This is a genomic window from Gordonia sesuvii, from assembly GCF_036350415.1.
Lineage (GTDB): Bacteria > Actinomycetota > Actinomycetes > Mycobacteriales > Mycobacteriaceae > Gordonia > Gordonia sesuvii.
In genome coordinates this window covers 51,444-67,332 of record NZ_JAZDUF010000008.1, presented here as the reverse complement: position 1 = coordinate 67,332, position 15,889 = coordinate 51,444, and the positions used below count along the sequence as shown (strand labels likewise).

General features: G+C 65.9%; 14 protein-coding genes. 6 read left to right on the top strand and 8 right to left on the bottom strand.

Going from position 1 to position 15,889, the window contains the following annotated elements:
* The first annotated feature begins 18 nt into the window (after window positions 1-18).
* The 3 genes from VZC37_RS21710 (at window position 19) to VZC37_RS21700 (ending at window position 3,733) form a co-directional block, all read left to right on the top strand.
* Window positions 19-972, top strand: coding sequence for a PDR/VanB family oxidoreductase (locus tag VZC37_RS21710; protein ID WP_330435676.1), 954 nt, complete (start codon window positions 19-21; stop codon window positions 970-972).
* A gap of 42 nt (window positions 973-1,014) precedes the next feature.
* On the top strand, window positions 1,015-2,217 hold the full coding sequence (locus VZC37_RS21705) for a cytochrome P450 (protein ID WP_330435674.1): 1,203 nt from the start codon (window positions 1,015-1,017) through the stop codon (window positions 2,215-2,217).
* A 139-nt stretch (window positions 2,218-2,356) separates the two neighbouring features.
* Window positions 2,357-3,733 (top strand): MFS transporter, encoded by a 1,377-nt coding sequence (locus VZC37_RS21700; RefSeq protein WP_330435672.1) that lies wholly within the window; start codon window positions 2,357-2,359, stop codon window positions 3,731-3,733.
* Window positions 3,734-3,826: 93 nt separating this feature from the next.
* Here the strand turns inward: VZC37_RS21700 and VZC37_RS21695 are convergent, their stop codons facing one another.
* The 8 genes from VZC37_RS21695 to VZC37_RS21660 form a co-directional block, all read right to left on the bottom strand.
* On the bottom strand, window positions 3,827-5,428 hold the full coding sequence (locus VZC37_RS21695; protein WP_330435670.1) for an HNH endonuclease signature motif containing protein: 1,602 nt from the start codon (window positions 5,426-5,428) through the stop codon (window positions 3,827-3,829).
* A gap of 145 nt (window positions 5,429-5,573) precedes the next feature.
* Window positions 5,574-6,104 (bottom strand): hypothetical protein, encoded by a 531-nt coding sequence (locus tag VZC37_RS21690; RefSeq protein ID WP_330435668.1) that lies wholly within the window; start codon window positions 6,102-6,104, stop codon window positions 5,574-5,576.
* Between the two features lies 1 nt (window position 6,105).
* Complete coding sequence (locus tag VZC37_RS21685) at window positions 6,106-7,302, bottom strand: alpha/beta hydrolase family protein (RefSeq protein ID WP_330435666.1); 1,197 nt, start codon at window positions 7,300-7,302, stop codon at window positions 6,106-6,108.
* Between the two features lie 67 nt (window positions 7,303-7,369).
* Complete coding sequence (locus tag VZC37_RS21680) at window positions 7,370-8,368, bottom strand: cyclase family protein (RefSeq protein ID WP_330435664.1); 999 nt, start codon at window positions 8,366-8,368, stop codon at window positions 7,370-7,372.
* Window positions 8,365-9,141, bottom strand: coding sequence for an SDR family NAD(P)-dependent oxidoreductase (locus VZC37_RS21675; RefSeq protein WP_330435662.1), 777 nt, complete (start codon window positions 9,139-9,141; stop codon window positions 8,365-8,367). Before VZC37_RS21675 ends, VZC37_RS21680 begins: the two co-directional genes overlap by 4 nt.
* Entirely contained in the window at window positions 9,138-10,139 is a 1,002-nt protein-coding gene (locus tag VZC37_RS21670) for a fumarylacetoacetate hydrolase family protein (protein WP_330435660.1), read from the bottom strand. Before VZC37_RS21670 ends, VZC37_RS21675 begins: the two co-directional genes overlap by 4 nt.
* A 26-nt stretch (window positions 10,140-10,165) precedes the next feature.
* A complete protein-coding gene (locus VZC37_RS21665; RefSeq protein WP_330435657.1) occupies window positions 10,166-11,110 on the bottom strand; it encodes a VOC family protein in 945 nt (314 codons plus the stop codon).
* 23 nt (window positions 11,111-11,133) lie between these two features.
* Window positions 11,134-12,270 (bottom strand): FAD-dependent oxidoreductase, encoded by a 1,137-nt coding sequence (locus VZC37_RS21660; RefSeq protein WP_330435655.1) that lies wholly within the window; start codon window positions 12,268-12,270, stop codon window positions 11,134-11,136.
* Between the two features lie 118 nt (window positions 12,271-12,388).
* On the opposite strand from VZC37_RS21660, the gene VZC37_RS21655 reads away from it, so the two are divergent.
* From VZC37_RS21655 to VZC37_RS21645, 3 genes are all read left to right on the top strand, one after another.
* On the top strand, window positions 12,389-13,384 hold the full coding sequence (locus VZC37_RS21655; protein WP_330435653.1) for a LysR family transcriptional regulator: 996 nt from the start codon (window positions 12,389-12,391) through the stop codon (window positions 13,382-13,384).
* Window positions 13,385-13,433: 49 nt separating this feature from the next.
* Window positions 13,434-14,054: a TetR/AcrR family transcriptional regulator C-terminal domain-containing protein gene (locus VZC37_RS21650; protein ID WP_330435651.1), complete on the top strand. Its 621-nt coding sequence runs from the start codon at window positions 13,434-13,436 to the stop codon at window positions 14,052-14,054.
* A gap of 120 nt (window positions 14,055-14,174) precedes the next feature.
* Window positions 14,175-15,860: an acyl-CoA dehydrogenase family protein gene (locus VZC37_RS21645; protein WP_330435648.1), complete on the top strand. Its 1,686-nt coding sequence runs from the start codon at window positions 14,175-14,177 to the stop codon at window positions 15,858-15,860.
* The last annotated feature ends 29 nt before the right edge of the window (window positions 15,861-15,889 follow it).

Genomic DNA, 15,889 nt, shown 5'->3' with positions numbered 1-15,889 from the left:
GATCGTCGAGGAAAGACCATGGGAAGCCGTTCTGATTCTGGCAACACACTGCAGGTCGTGGAGAAGACGCCCGTCGCCACCGATGTGGTGACGCTGACCCTCGCCCACCCCGACCGCCGTCGATTGGCGGACTGGACTCCGGGAGCTCACCTGGATCTGATCCTGCCGAATGGGCTCACACGTCAATACTCGCTGTGCGGAGACCGCTGGGATGCCTACACATACACGGTCGCAGTTCGCCGGGATCGGACCGGCCGGGGCGGCTCCGCCTTCATCCACGACGAACTGCGCGTCGGGGATGAGATCCAGGTCGGCGGCCCCCGCAACAACTTCCCGATGACGCCGGCCGAGCGCTACCTGTTCATCGCCGGCGGCATCGGCATCACACCGATCATCCCGATGATCGCGCAGGCCGACATCGTCGGCGCGCAATGGCGGCTGCTCTACCTCGGCCACACCCTCGACTCGATGCCATTCGTCGGCGAACTGGCCCCCCATCGCGACCACATCACCACGATCGCCAGTTCCTCCGAAGGCCGTGTCGACCTCGCCGCACACATGGCGTCGGTCGACGACGTGACCAAGGTGTATGCCTGCGGACCGGTGTCCATGCTCGACGAGTTGTCGTCGCACGCTTCGACGTGGCCGGCCGGGAAGCTGCGCATCGAGCGCTTCACCTCCGTCGATCCTGCGCCGGCCCGGACGACCCCGTTCGAACTCGAGCTCGCCCGATCACAGCGCGTGCTGACGATCCCCGCAGACGTGAGCATCATCGACGCACTGTCGTCGGCGGGCGTGGGTGTGCTCACGTCCTGCCGCGAGGGAGTATGCGGCACCTGCGAGACCACCGTCCTGGCGGGTCAGCCCGACCACCGTGACGCGGTCCTCGAACCACACGAACGCGACGCCGGCGACTGCATGTTGGTGTGCGTGTCCCGCTCCCGCTCCGACCGGTTGACCCTCGACATCTGATCCTCGACATCCGATTCGGCACCTCTGATCCAGGAAGCATCCATGACCATCACAGCCCCGACCACCCTGCCCACCTCGGACGCAGACCCGTTCGCGCTCGACCTCCTCGAGGATCCGCTGCCATTCCAGGCCGAACTGCGGGACGCGGGACCTGTTGTCCACCTGGACAAGTACAGCGTGTACGCCATGGGTCGCTACGAGCAGGTGCGGGCAGCCCTCACCGATTGGCAGTCCTTCCAATCCGCAGCCGGCGTCGGGCTCAGCAACTTCCGGCACGAGAAGCCATGGCGGCCACCGAGCGTCCTGCTCGAGGCCGACCCGCCCTTCCACGACGCTCCGCGTGCGGCGCTGACCAAGGTGCTCGGACCGCGTGCACTCATGCGCCTGCGGGATGCGTGGCTCGCCGACGCCGATGACCTCGTCGACCAGGTTCTGTCCGGCGGCGACACCATCGACGCCGTTCCCGCTCTCGCCCAAGCCTTCCCGCTGCGAGTGTTCCCCGACGCGGTCGGCCTGCCCAAAGAAGGGCGCGAGAACCTGCTGCCCTACGGCAACCACACCTTCAACGCCTTCGGCCCGCACAACAGTCTCGTGGCGGCCGGCGAGCCGTATGTGGCCGAACTCTCCGCCTGGGTCAACACTCAGTGTCAACGAGAGAACCTCGACGACAACGGTTTCGGCGCGCAGATCTGGGCGGCCAGCGACCGCGGCGACATCACCGCCACCCAGGCACCCCTCATCGTACGGTCACTGCTGACCGCCGGCGTCGACACCACCGTCAACGGACTCGCGGCCGTGCTCTACGCGTTCGCCACTCACCCCGACCAGTGGCAGCGCGTCCGCGACAACCCGGATCTGGCGCGCACAGCTTTCGACGAGGCCGTGCGCTGGGAATCGCCGGTCCAGACGTTCTTCCGCACCGCCACCAACGACATCCACATCGGCGATGTCGTGATCCCCGATGGCGAGAAGATCCTCATGTTCCTGGGCGCCGCCAACCGCGACCCCCGCCGCTGGGCCCAACCCGACGAGTTCGACCTGTACCGCGACCCGTCCGGGCATGTCGGCTTCGGCATGGGCATCCACCAATGCGTCGGACAGCACGTCGCGCGACTCGAATCGGAAGCGCTGCTCTCTGCGCTCGCCAAGCGGGTCAGCAAGATCGAGCTCACCGGCACCCCGCAGCGGCACCTCAACAACACGCTTCGCTCGTGGAGATCGATTCCGTTGCGCCTGCACACCTGACCTGCCCTCCGCACCCGACTCCATCATCCGCCGTCCAGTAGTGCCGGGCCGGCGGCCGATGACCCACGCCCCGATCAGCCGGCCTCGACCTTTCCCTCCATCAGTCCACCACTTCCCGAAACCTGAACGGAGACCGCACATGACAACCGACTTACGCCGCGCCATCGATGAAAGTCCGATGTCGCGCTATCAATGGACCGCAATCTCCATCTGCATCCTGCTCAATGTCCTCGACGGCTACGACGTTCTCGCCATGGCCTTCACGTCCACCTCGGTGTCCGACGATTGGAACCTGTCCACCAGCGTGCTCGGCGTGCTGCTCAGCGCGGGACTGTTCGGCATGGCCATCGGTTCGCTCTCGCTGGCCCCGTTGGCCGACATCGTCGGACGGCGCAAGCTGATCCTGGCGTGTCTGGTGTTGTCTTCTGGCGGCATGATGCTGTCCGCGGTCAGCCAGAACGCCACGCAGCTCGGCATCCTCCGCGTCCTGACCGGTGTCGGGATCGGCGGAATTCTGGCGTGCAGCAATGTGATCGGCGGAGAACTCGCCTCCAACCGGTGGCGCGGCCTCGCGGTCAGCCTCAACTCGACAGGCTACGCCATCGGCGCCACCATCGGCGGCCTCGCTGCACTGCTGCTCGTCGACACTTTCGGATGGCGATCGGTGTTCCTCGTCGGCGGTGTGTGCACCGCAGCCCTCATCCCGCTCGTACTGTGGCGGTTGCCGGAATCGATCGACTTCCTCACCGTCCGGCAACCTGCCGGCGCGCTGGACCGCATCAATGCGTTCGCCGGCCGTATCGGCCATCCGCCCCTGCGTGAACTGCCTGCCGCCACGACCACCGGCTCCAGCAAGGGTGGCGTCGTCGACACCGCACGGCAACTGTTCGATCGCCAGAACAAGCGGACCACCCTGCTGATCTGGACCGCATTCTTCTTCACCATGTTCGGGTTCTACTTCGTCACCAGCTGGACACCCAAACTCCTTGTCGAAGCGGGAATGTCGGCGAAGGAAGGCATTACCGGAGGGATGATCCTGAACCTGGGCGGAATCCTGGGCACCTTCCTGCTGGGGGCGCTTGCGGCCCGCTTCCGGCTCGCACGTGTCCTGGTCGCCTACCTGGTGGTCTCCGCGGCACTCATGACGATCTTCGTCCCCGCCGCCGGGGTGTTCGCGCTCGCACTGGTCGTCGGATTCGGTCTGGGCATCGTCGTGAACGGTTGCATCGCAGGCCTCTACGCCCTGACCGCCACCTCCTACCCGGCACCTATCCGAGCGACCGGCATGGGCTGGGCCATCGGCATGGGTCGGATCGGCGCGATTCTCTCACCCCTGGTTGCTGGAGCCCTGCTCGACGCCGACTGGACACCCACATCGCTGTACATGGCGATGGCGGTTCTGTTTGTCGCCGCGGCCGTCGCAGTGATGGCGATGTCGGCCGCCGGTCGCCCGTCCACCACTGGCGTGTCGGGTGGAGTCGGGACCGATCGCACAGCGGACCTCAGTCGGAGCTGATCCGGTCACACGATGGCCGGTTCTGGCCGCAGTTGCAGTTTCCCGCTTGGGGACTGGGAACTGCGGCCAGAGCCGTCGACAAGGATGTTCTGATCAGAAGGGTGGTGGGTTCTGTTCGTTCCAGCGTTCCATTGCCCGTTTGTCGGCGCGTGTGACTGCCGCGCCGCGTTGGGCTCGGATGGTGTCGATGCGTTGTCGCGCGGGGTCGTCGGGTAGTCGGGTGGCGCGGGTCAGCGATTCGAACAGGTCACGACCGGTGAACGCATTGCCCAGGTAGGTGTGGCCGGTGGGTGATTGGAAGAACACCTCCCCGAGGGGATCCTGGTAGTCACGCCACCCGGCGGCGAATGTCTTGATCCGATGATGAAAACGGCAGAGCGGCTTGAGGTTGCGTGGATCGGTCGGGCCGCCGTCGGCGTGCGGGACGGAGTGATCCACATCGGCGTGGAAGGCCCGGTTGTTGCAGCCCGGGAAGCTGCAACACAGTTCGCCGGAGCGGATGAGGTCGGCGACCTTTCTGCTCGGCGCGTAGCGATCGACCTGCGCAGCATTCGCGGTGTCGGCGTTCACATAGCAGCGTTTCGCTTCGACGACGAGTGCCCGCGCGGTATCGGCATCGATGACGCCCTGCCCGTCGAGGAACGCCGGGTCGTCGTCGTGGCCGAGCAAGGTGCTCAGGTTCACCACGATGTGGAACGTCGGGCGAGGTGCCACCGGATCGGACGTCGCGGTGGTGTCGGATTCGGTGACCTCGGTTTCAGTGTCCTCGGATTCGGAAACCTCAGACCCTACGGTTTCGGAATCGCCGACAGTGGATTCATCTGCGTCCGTGCCGATCTCGTCGCTGCTCGCGCAACAGGTCTCACACTGGCAGGTGAGGGTGGCGGCGCCATTGGCCAGGGCGACCAACGCATCAGCGCGCCGTTGTGCCGCGGTGCGGGGGTCGCCAGCATGGACCGCGGCGGCCATGGCATTGAGGCGGGCATCGACAGCGGCGGCTTGATCGGCCGGCAATGCGCCACCGATACGTGCCTGGCCGGGGGTGTGGCGGTCGGGGCGGACGCTGATGTTGCGGTCGTTGTCGACCAGTTCGCGGCGGCGTCGGGTGGCTGCCGGATCGTTCTGGGCGATCAGTTTGTCGATCATCGCCAGGAAGCGGGTCATCGACATCGGTTCGCGGGTCTCGATGGCCTCGGCCATGAGTTTGTCGAGCAGATCGAGGTTCTCGGGTGTGCACAGACTGGTGCGCTTGACGACGGCGAGGAATCGGGGCAGATCGATACGGCCGGCGCCCAGGGTCGCGCCGGTGAACGGCAATTGATGGCGCAGCACACTGCCGGCCTCGATGAACTCCCGCGCCCGCGACGGTGGGATGGTCAGGGCCGCACCGACTTCGGCGACCGCCTGCTCGAGCCCGTTGGGGCCGTACTGCGCCCGCGGGTCCTCGCCGGCGGCGGCGCGCACCGCGAGGCGTTCCAGATCGGCCAGCGAGGTGGATTCCTCCCCGAGCGCCGCGGCCAGCCTGACCAGGTGGTCTTGTTCGCGTTCCTCGTGGATCAGGCTGGCCGCCTGTAGCATTCGGTAATCGGCTGCCGCGCGCACCGCATTGCTGTGATGCAAGACCTCGACCAGTTCGGTGGCCGAGTGCTGCTCATCCTCACCCATCTGGGCCAGAGGCTGCGCGGTCGATTGCATGACACCAAGTTATCGGCACCCACCGACAAGTTCGGTCACACAGGATGTCCGCTCGTTCGACCTGTGGACAACGCGCGGCCGTCCCTGGCTCAGACCCCACAGCGCGGCCCGAACGTGTCCGGACCGCGCATAGAGCGTCGCTTGTCTACGACGACTGCGCGCGTGACACCGGCGCACCGATGGGGGCTGTCTCGGCCGACAGCGCAGCACGCATCCCCACCGGCGTGATGACCGCGGCCAAGACTGCGCCGAACACCAGCTTTCCCGCCAGCGCGACCCCAACGGACAACTCCGAGGAGCCGACCAACGACATGACCACCGCGGCGAGTGCCGTTCCAACGAATGCTGAAACCAGCGCCAGGACCAGCGCGCGCTGCCAAAGGCGCGCCGGCAGGCGACTGCGCCCCGTCCCACGGGCCAGGCGTCCCTCGCGCAGCGCCTTGCTGATCTTGGCGCCGGGTACCAAAGTGGCCATCAGTGCGATCGCGAAACCCTGGGGGACAAAGTCGAACACATAGTTTCCGAGGCCCCAGACCTGCATTGGTTCCCCGAACCCGAACACCAGGAGGAAGAACAAAAAGCTCATCGCGGTGTTGATGGCGATGCTGATTGCGGTTTCGCGCCGGAAGTAGGCGCGTCGCTGATTCGTGGACTTGGTGACTCCGGATTCCGACATCTCAGGCTCCCGCGCCGACCCGCTCGTCGGCCTCCGTAGGAGCCGCGTCCATTTCGGCGAAAGTGTCGGCCACCCAGTCGGCGACGAAGCTGCTCACGTGGCCGAGGTCGTCGAGTCCGATGTGTTCGGCGCCGCCTTCTTCGGGGGTGAACACCCGAAGCTCACGCTTGGGGCTGTGGACGGCCTGGCCGTAGGAGCATTGCGCGTACTCGAGCGGGATCTGACGGTCGTTGGCGCCGTGAGCAATCAGGAACGGAACCGTGATCTTCTCAACGACACCGTCGAGGTGCACATTGTCTGCCATCGTGAGGAACTCGTCGAGGTTGTCGTGGCCCCAGACCCACATCACGTGATCCCAGTAGTGCGGCACCGGGCGCTCACCCTCGCGTTCGACGCGACGCCGTTGCACCTTGCCCCAGTTGTGGTTGGCTCCCCATGCCACGACCAGAGCCAGGCGCTTCTCGAAAGCGGCTGCGCGCGGGGCGAAGTAGCCTCCCAGGGACCATCCGACGAGCCCGATACGACCCGAGTCGATGTCGCTGTCCGACTCGAGGAAATCGACGCAGGCCGCGGCCCACTCCTCGGTGTCGATCTGAGCCGTCAAACCCTGCTTGCGCAGCGCCTCCCCCGATCCGGGGCAGTCGACCATCAGTGTGGCGATCCCACGCTCCGCGAGTTCCAGGCTGTGATCGGACAGGTACTGATGCTCCTTGGTGCTGTCCAGACCGTTCCACATGATCATCGCCGGCACCGGACCGGCGACCGCCGGCTTGGTGTAGTACGCCGGCAACGTGGTGTCGCGGAACGGAATCTGCACGCGACGGGTCAGCGGGTCGTTGAGCTCGAAGGACTTCTCCAGCAGGTCCATGCAACGCTGGTACGTTGCTTCTCGCTCGGTGGTGCCGGCCTGCTGCATCCGCTCGGCCGTGATCAGGTAGCTCGCAGCCCGTGCGTAGGCCTGACCGGCGGTGCGGCGGTGGCCTTTTGCGGCATCCTCGTCGGCGGCGGCGACCAGCCGATCGACCATCTCCGTCCACGAACGTAGGAAGTCGACGGTGCCGACGTCCTCGTTGCCTGCGGCGATGTCGCGCAGAGGGCGGCACGCGCGGTCGACCTCGTCGATCCGGCCTCGGCTGTTCATCGTGCCGGCGACGGCGAAGTTCCAGACGTAGTTGTTCTTGGCGAAGTATTCGAACATCGGTGTTCCTTTTCCTGTCAGTTGGTTTCGGGTTGTTGGCGGGTTGGCAGCGGCTGCGGGCTCGACGTCACTTGACCGCGATCGGATTCACCGGCGCTCCGACGGCCCCGGTCACCGGGATCGGGGCTGCCGTGAGGAAGAACTCGTACACCCCGTCGTTTGCACAGTCGGCCGCCAGCCCGTCGAGGTCCCACATCTCCCCGAGGAACAGTCCCATGTTCGGGATCGCCACCTGATGCAGCGGTTGGAACGCCTCGTCGAACTCGTTCGGCCGCACCTCGAACCCCCAGGTATCGGTGGCGATGGCCGCGATCTCCGTGTCGTGCAACCAGTCCGCGGTCGTGAAGGAAAGCCCCGGCGCCGCGCCGCCCGCATAGTCGTTCCATCCGTCGCGCTTGGCTCGCTGTAGTTGGCCGGTGCGCACCAGCACGAAGTCACCGGTGCCCACCCGGCCCTGCAGCCCGTGGTGGGTGATGGTTCGCTCGAGGTGTTCGACTGTGATCGCGAATCCATCGGGCAGCTCACCGTCGGTGCCGCACACCCGACCGACGTCGAGGAGCACGCCGCGGCCGACGAACAGGTCGGCGACGGTCTCGATACCGGTCACCTGGTCGCCGGCTGAGGTGACCACCTCCCCCGCCCGTCGGCCATTCCAGGCTCGCCCGTGATCGAAGATGTGGCCGAGTCCGTCCCATTGGGTCGAGCACTGCAACGGCATGGTCACGACATCGTCGGCACCACCTATGCCATGCGGGAACCCCTGGATACCGGCTTCGGCGTCCGTGCCGGTGTCGAGCATCGTGTGGATGGGATTGGTGCGTCGGCGCCAACCCTTCTGAGGCCCATCCATGTTGAACTGCAGCGAGAGACTGAACGGGACACCCCGGCGAGCCAACTGCGCAGCGGCTGAACGCTTGTCGGCATCGATGAAGTTCAGAGTGCCACGCACGTCGTCGGCTCCCCAACGCCCCCAGTTGGAGCACCGCCGGACGGTCGCTGCGATCGACGCCTCCGGGTCTGCTGGGTCGATCACCGTGGCTGAAGTGTCGAGGGAATCGGTGGTCATCGAGCAATCCTCATCTCATGCGAAGTTCTTGTCGGGACGTTCTGGTGCGCCAGTGCGTCGGAGATCGACTTGACGCCACCGTGCGAGGTGGCCCCACCGTCGACGGTGATCTCGCTTCCGGTCACGTACTCGGCGGCAGGGCTGAGCAGGAACTCGATGACGGCGGCCACCTCGTCGGGAGTTCCGGCCCGGCCCAGCGACGTCTCGCGGATGGACGAGTCACGAAATGCCTCCGGTGCAGTCTCGGTCATCGGACTGTCGATGAACCCGGGATGCACGATGTTGACCCGAATGCCCGCGGGGCCGAGTTCGAGTGCGGCCGTGTGGGTCAGCCCCCGCAGCGCCCACTTGCTCGTCGTGTAGGCGATCGGATAGTGGGCGGTCAGGGCTGCGACCGAGCCGACGTTGACGACCGATGCGCCACGGGTGAACACAGTTCGGAGGGTCTGGATTCCGATCGTCGGTCCGACAACGTTCACGTCGAACGCCTCTGACATGTCGCGTTCGCTGACGTCACCGAGCCTCGCCCGGCGTGTGATGCCGGCGCAATTGACCAAGCCCGAAATCCCCTCGGCGCCCGCTCGATCGGCGACGAGTTGCCATTGCCGACGGTCGGTGACGTCGAAGAGCGAGACACCGTCTCTTTCGTTTGGCGCGGCGTCCAGCGCGATCACGTGCTGCCCTGACTCACGAAGGCGTGCAACGACAGCGGCGCCGATTCCGCCGGCAGCGCCGGTGACGACTGTCGATCCCGATGTAGTTTCCCTACTCACGACACCGCACCCGCAGTGAAGTGGCCGGCGCGAACCGCCGCGCGGTCGCGCCTCCCGCGCGCTGCAGGCACAGCTGGCGCGGAGGCAGCTCGGGCGACCACCGTGTTGGACAGCGTGCCGATCCCCTCGACGGTGAGGGTCACGGAATCACCGGGTTGCAGCGGTGGCGGGTCCAGGCGGCCGCGTCGGCCCCAGAGTTCGGCGAGGCACCCCCCGTTGCCTATGGTTCCGGACCCGAGTACGTCGCCGGGCTCGACGCGCGAGTTACGTGATGCGTGCGCGATCATCGCCGGAAACGTCCAGCTCATGTTCTGCAGGACATCTCGCCCGATCTCGACGCCATTGACCTCGGCCACACACCCGAGGGCCAGAAAGCCCGCCGCGTCGGTACGGTCATCGAATTCGTCGGCGGTGACCAACACCGGGCCGATCGTGTTCGCGAAGTCCTTGCCCTTTGCCGGACCGAGTCCCACCTGCATCTCGCGGCGTTGGATGTCGCGGGCCGACCAGTCGTTGAGGATGGTGTAGCCGAAGATGTGCTCGCCGGCCTTCTTCATTGACAGGTCGCTTCCGGCGCGGCCGATGACAGCGGCGACCTCGAGTTCGAAGTCGAGCTGTTCACATCTGTCTGGGATGGTGATGGCGGCGTTCGGACCGGAAATGGTGTGCGGATTGGTGAAATAGAAGTGCGGTGCGTCATACCACGCATCGGGCACACCGGACTCGCCTTGCATGCTGGCCCGGACGCCCTCGACATGCTCGGCGAAGGTGACGAAGTCGCGAATGGTGGTCGGCTGCAGGGGCGCATCGAAGACGAGACCCTCGTCCGGCAGGGGGGCCTCCTGCTGAATCGCCCGGGACCCGGTCGCGATGGCCTCGGCAAGGCCAGATCGGACGAGATCCAAGACAGTGACACCGGGAATCGGATGCCACCCGGCGTCGGACTCGACGACGGCGGATCGATGTTCCTCGGATTGCAGTACGGTGCCGAAACGCATGTGGTTTCTACTTTCTGAGCTTCAGGTCAGACGGGTGGCGCGACGAACAGACCTTTGTCCACGTCATTGAAGGACTTGGCGGCCACGAACTCGTCCATGGCGTTGGCCGTCCCCCACTGGTCGCTGACGGCCGGGTCGGAGAAGTCGTAGACATGGGGATGCCACGTGTCCTCTTCGAGGACTTCGAGTTCGGTGGTGTACTCCATGGTGTTGCCGTTGGGGTCGAGGAAGTAGGAGAAGGTGTTGTTGCCGGCCTGGTGCCGGCCGGGTCCCCAGATCTTCTCCACGCCGGCGCGCAGCATGCGTCCGGTTCCGCGCATGTACTCGTCGATGCCGCGCATCTCGAACGACGCATGATGCAACGCAGGATGCGGACCTCGAGCGATCGCCATGGAGTGATGCCAGCTGTTGGTCCGCATGAACCACATCATCTTTCCCATCCGCGGGTGCATCAGGATGTCGGAGACCTGGAACCCGAAGTTCCTCTCGTAGAAGGCGACTGTGCTCTCGGGGTCGGTGCTGTTGACAACGACGTGGGAGAGCTTGACCGGAATGGATTCGCCCTCCTCGATCTTGCGATGTCCGCGCGGGGCCACGTCGGCAGAGACCTCGATGGTGCGACCCTCGTTATCGAAGAATCGGAATCCATAACCGCCGCCAGGTGTTTGCAGATCGTGCGGTTCGCCGACCACCTGCACACCGCCACGTCCCAGCCGCTCCGCGAGTGCATCGACTGCGTCGGCGTCTGAGACCCCATAAGAGATGAGGTCGAGACGTTTGTCGGCGTCCTTACGGATACGGACGATGTAGGACTCGGGCGATCCCTCGGCAGCGAGATAGGTGACGTCACCGTCGCTTCCGGCAACGGACAGGCCCCACTGCTCGGTGTAGAAGGCGAGTTGCTTCTCGTAGTCGGGCACGGCGAGCGCCACGTGGCGCAGATGTGTGAATGCGTAGTCGGTCATGGTCATGTCTCCCTGTGTGGGCTGGATGGTCAGGCGGGCGCGCTGACGAGCGCCGCGATGCGTCCCATCAGGCCGGGGACGTCGGCGGCCGGGTCGTTGTCGAGCATCCATTGGCCGAGTTGCAGTGACCCGTTGACGACCGCTCCGGCGCGCGGGAGCCGGCGATCGTGGAAGGTGCGCCACAGCTCGTCGCCGACGGGCATGCTGACGAGCAGTTCGGCCAGCACAGCGGCATCCTCGAGTGCCTGCGCGCCGCCCTGGGCGAGGGTGGGCGGGCACACATGCGCCGCGTCCCCGATCAGCACGACCCGACCACGGTTCCATGGCTCCTCGAGCAGGTGGGACTCGAACCAGGTGTAGTTGATGCGGGCGGCGTCGGTGATGAGGGCGCGGATGTCGTCCCACGGACCGTGGTAGTGCTCGGCGAGGGATCGCATGATCTCGAGCCGCTCGACGTCGCTGAGTCCGGAGCGGTCCTGCGCATCTTCGACGATGTAGGCGTACATCGAATCCTCGCCTGTCGGGCAGTATCCGGCGATGTAGCCAACCCCGCCGTAGTAGAGGTCGGTGCGGGTGATCGACGCCGGTCGTGAGCACAGCACCCGCCAGATCCCCATGCCGGTTGGGGCCGGCTCGACGTCGATACCCAGGGCACGCCGTGTCGCGGACTTGACGCCGTCCGCGCCGATCACGACGTCATAGCGTCCGTGCGAGCCGTCCGAGAACTCGACATCGACCCCATCCGAGTCCTGGACGAATGCCGTCACCTCGGTGGAGAAGCGGGACTTGACTCCGGCCAGGTCGGCAGCATCACGCAGAATCGCCGCCAGCACCGGACGCTCCATCCCCATCGTCGCGGGGAGGTCCGGCCCACCGGTCTTGGCGTCCGGCATCTCGACGATCAACGTGCCGTTGTCGTCAGGGGCGCGGATACCGAGGGTGTCGAAACCGTAGCCGTGCTCGGTCACCTCGTCCCACACGCCGAGTTGCGCGAGCACCCGCAAGGCGTTGCCCTGCAATGTGATACCCGATCCAGTCGCATGTTCTCGAGGCTGTGATTCGACGATGTCGACCGCAACTCCCGCCTTGGCAAGCAGAATCGCCGCGGCACAACCGGCGATCCCGGAGCCGGCCACGAGGACCGACGTCGCTGTGTCCTGAGTCATTGAGATTGTCTCCCGAAGTGATGACGGTCGCGTGACCGATGACGTGGTGTCACCACTGTGCGGTCTGCGTCACAATAAGTGAAGACGCGATTGCTGATGATCGGGATAAGCTTCATTTATGGAGATCAGCGAGGGCGACACCAGTGGAGCTCAGCCACGAGGCAGCGAGCCGAGCCGTTCGCTCGCGAATCTCGACCTCAACATGCTCGTCACGCTCGACGCGGTACTGCAGCATCAGAGCGTCACTCGGGCGGCCGAGCAGATCGGCGTCACCCAGCCCGCGGTCTCGGCGACACTCCGACGCCTCCGACGCCATTTCTCCGACGAACTGCTCTACCGCTCCGGTGCCCGGTACCGGCTCACGGCCCTGGCAGCCGATCTCCGACCGCGCACGCGGGTCGCACTCGAAGGCGTGGAACGCGTCTTCAACAGCCGTTCCGGCCTCGACGTCGGCGATACGATCCGCGAATTCGCGATCCTCACAAGTGATTACGCGACCTCGCTGATCGGCGAGGCGGTGGTCAGCAATCTCCTCGACAGAGCACCTCATGCACGCATCCGCATCATTCCGACCAGCCCCGAATTGGTCGTCCGCGCCGAACAGGTGCTCGCCGAACGTGACCTGCTCCTGGTCCCGCACGGATTCGTGTACGACCTCCCCAACGAGGAACTCTTCCGTGATGAGTGGGCGATCGTGATGGACGCCGACAATCCCATTGCCGCGGCCGGACCAACGGTAGACGACCTGAAGACGTTGCCCTGGGTGCTCGTGTACCACGACGTGGCAGCGTCGACCCCGGCCGCCAGGCAACTCCGCATGCTCGGCATCGAGCCACATGCGCAGGTCGTCACCGAGTCTTTCCTGACCGTGCCGGCTCTGCTCGCGCACAGTGACCGGATCTCGCTCCTCCCGACGCTCATGTTGGAGGCGATTCCCGAGGAGCACAACCTGATAGCGCACCCGCCGCCCGTGCCGCTCGAACCTCTGGTGCAGGCGATGTGGTGGCATCCCATTCACGATCGTGAGCCCGAACATCAGCTGCTGCGGGATGTCGTTCGGTCTGCGGTGGGCGAAGTGATGATGACCAGCGACGACGCCGTCGTCAGACCATAAGGCCATGTTCTTGTTTGTCACACAAACAAGAACATGAGACGATGTTCCGGTGACCACCCCCGCACGCGCCACCCGCGACGCCGGCAAAGCAACCCGGCAGACTCTGCTGCGCGCCGCCGCCGAGGTGTTCGCCGAACAGGGCGAGACGGCACCGGTCGCCAAGATCTGTCGGCTCGCCGAGGCACACCCGAACCAGGTCACCTACTACTTCGGCTCCAAGGACCAGCTCTTCGTCGAGGTCGCATGCCACGCGGTACTGCGCGCAGGTCGCCACGCCGAGGAGGCGGCCGCCCTCGCGACAACCGTCGGCGACTACACCACCGCCCTCATCTCCACACTCCTCGGTCCCGAGGCTCGCAACGTCGAACTGTTCACGACCGCCATGTCGATGGCGTCGCGGCGGACCGATCTGCGACCGCAGATCAGCGAGACGCTGAGCGTCCTGCACGAGCGTGGCCAGGACGCCCTCATGCGCACCTTGGTGCGCACCGGCTGGCAGTTGCGCGCGTCCATCGACGTCGAAGCAAAAGCGTTCTGGTCAGCCATCTTCGGCCTCGTCATCCAGCAGGCCGCCGCGGGAGAGCAGCTCGGCTACTCGCTCGAGGAGGCTGTCGCCGTCGTCTTCACGAACCTGCAGATCCCGGAACAGGTGCTGCAGCATGCGATCTGACGGGGTCTCGATACGGTCACTCAGTTCGTTCGCGACCTACTCCTTGGATCGAGTAGGGGCCGAGCTTGCGAGGGCCCGTATCGAGATCGACCAGCGGGAAGGCTTCCGAAAGGTAAACCCATGACGCACGTCAGCGAGACCACCACACATCCCCAACCTCATCTCACCCACACCGTCCTCAACCAGTCCGCACCTCGCGTCGACATCAACGAGTTCAAGCTGAACACCGTTCTCGTCGAGGCCATCCGACGCCACGACGCCGGCTGGGCCGAGGACGAGCTGACGGAGATCGGTGCGCTCGTCGGCAGCGCACAGTTCCAGCACGACGCGCACCTCGCCAACACCATCACCCCGGTCCTGCACACGCACGACCGGTGGGGCAACCGTATCGATGAGGTCGAGTATCACCCGTCGTATCACCGGATCATCGAGGCGTCGGTGGCGCACGGATCGCACACTCGCTGTTGGGCCGATCCGCAACCCGGATCGCATGTCGCCCGTGCGGCCGGGTTCATGCTGTTCGGTCAGATCGAGCCGGGCCACGCCTGCCCGGTCTCGATGACCCACGCCGTGATCCCGTCGCTGGAACTTCAGCCCGATGTCGCGGCCCAGTGGGTTCCGAAGGCGTTGTCCCGCAGCTACTTCCCTGATCTGTCCGCCACCAAGGAGTCGGCGATCTTCGGGATGTCGATGACCGAGAAGCAGGGCGGTTCCGACGTCCGCGCCAACACCACGGTGGCGAAACCGGTCGGCCGCGGCGGGCCCGGCACCGACTATCTGCTGACCGGCCACAAGTGGTTCTGCTCGGCACCGATGTCGGACGCGTTCCTGGTCCTCGCGCAGGCGCAAGGCCCAGGCGGTGAAGGACTCTCGTGCTTCCTGTTGCCGCGCGTCCTGCCCGACGGAACCCGCAACGTCTTCCGAATCCAACGCCTGAAGGACAAGCTGGGCAACAAGTCCAACGCGTCGTCGGAGATCGAACTCGACGGCACCGTCGCGACCATGGTCGGCGAACCCGGCCGGGGCGTGCGCACCATCATCGAGATGGTCGCGCAGACCCGCCTCGACTGCGTACTCGGCAGCGCCGCCGGGATGCGGCAGTCCGTCGCGGAGGCCGTCTGGCACGCACGTCATCGCGCCGCATTCGGGGCGACCCTGGCCGACCAGCCCGCGATGACCGCCGTACTCGCCGACCTCGCACTGGAATCCGAGGCCGCCACCGTCACCGCGATGCGGCTGGCCCGCGCCCACGACGAGGACGCCACCGACCAGGAGAAGGCGTTCCGGCGGCTCGCCACCGCGGTCGCCAAGTACTGGATCTGCAAGCGCGGACCCCACCACGCCTACGAGGCACTGGAGTGCCTGGGCGGCAACGGGTACACCGAGGCCTTCCCGCTCGCGATGCGCTACCGCGAACAACCCGTGATGGCGGTGTGGGAAGGTTCCGGGAACGTGATCGCGCTCGATGTGCTGCGTGCGATGACCCGCGAACCGGAGTCCATTGCCGCGTTCGACGCCGAGATCGTCAAGGCACTGGGTACGAACCGCACCCTCGATCTGCACCTCGAGCGGCTGCGCGATCAACTGGGGGAGCTCGCCCGAATGGATGCCGGATCGGCGCAGCGTCGGGCGCGCGGCGTCGTCGAGTCGATGGCGTTGGCCTTGGAAGCGTCACTGCTGGTGCGGTACTCGCCGTCGGCGGTGTCGGATGCATTCATCGCCGCGCGACTCGGCGACGATCGCGCATTCGAATACGGGGCCCTGCCGGACAGTGCCGATCTCGCAGCAATCCTCGAGCGACACTAGGGTTCGCCCTTCGTGACGCATCGCTCGTA

Coding starts and splice junctions, on each gene's coding strand:
- VZC37_RS21710 (WP_330435676.1), top strand. CDS start 19: ATGGGAAGCCGTTCTGATTCTGGCAACACACTGCAGGTCGTGGAGAAG.
- VZC37_RS21705 (WP_330435674.1), top strand. CDS start 1,015: ATGACCATCACAGCCCCGACCACCCTGCCCACCTCGGACGCAGACCCG.
- VZC37_RS21700 (WP_330435672.1), top strand. CDS start 2,357: ATGACAACCGACTTACGCCGCGCCATCGATGAAAGTCCGATGTCGCGC.
- VZC37_RS21695 (WP_330435670.1), bottom strand. CDS start 5,428: ATGCAATCGACCGCGCAGCCTCTGGCCCAGATGGGTGAGGATGAGCAG.
- VZC37_RS21690 (WP_330435668.1), bottom strand. CDS start 6,104: ATGTCGGAATCCGGAGTCACCAAGTCCACGAATCAGCGACGCGCCTAC.
- VZC37_RS21685 (WP_330435666.1), bottom strand. CDS start 7,302: ATGTTCGAATACTTCGCCAAGAACAACTACGTCTGGAACTTCGCCGTC.
- VZC37_RS21680 (WP_330435664.1), bottom strand. CDS start 8,368: ATGACCACCGATTCCCTCGACACTTCAGCCACGGTGATCGACCCAGCA.
- VZC37_RS21670 (WP_330435660.1), bottom strand. CDS start 10,139: ATGCGTTTCGGCACCGTACTGCAATCCGAGGAACATCGATCCGCCGTC.
- VZC37_RS21665 (WP_330435657.1), bottom strand. CDS start 11,110: ATGACCATGACCGACTACGCATTCACACATCTGCGCCACGTGGCGCTC.
- VZC37_RS21660 (WP_330435655.1), bottom strand. CDS start 12,270: ATGACTCAGGACACAGCGACGTCGGTCCTCGTGGCCGGCTCCGGGATC.
- VZC37_RS21655 (WP_330435653.1), top strand. CDS start 12,389: ATGGAGATCAGCGAGGGCGACACCAGTGGAGCTCAGCCACGAGGCAGC.
- VZC37_RS21645 (WP_330435648.1), top strand. CDS start 14,175: ATGACGCACGTCAGCGAGACCACCACACATCCCCAACCTCATCTCACC.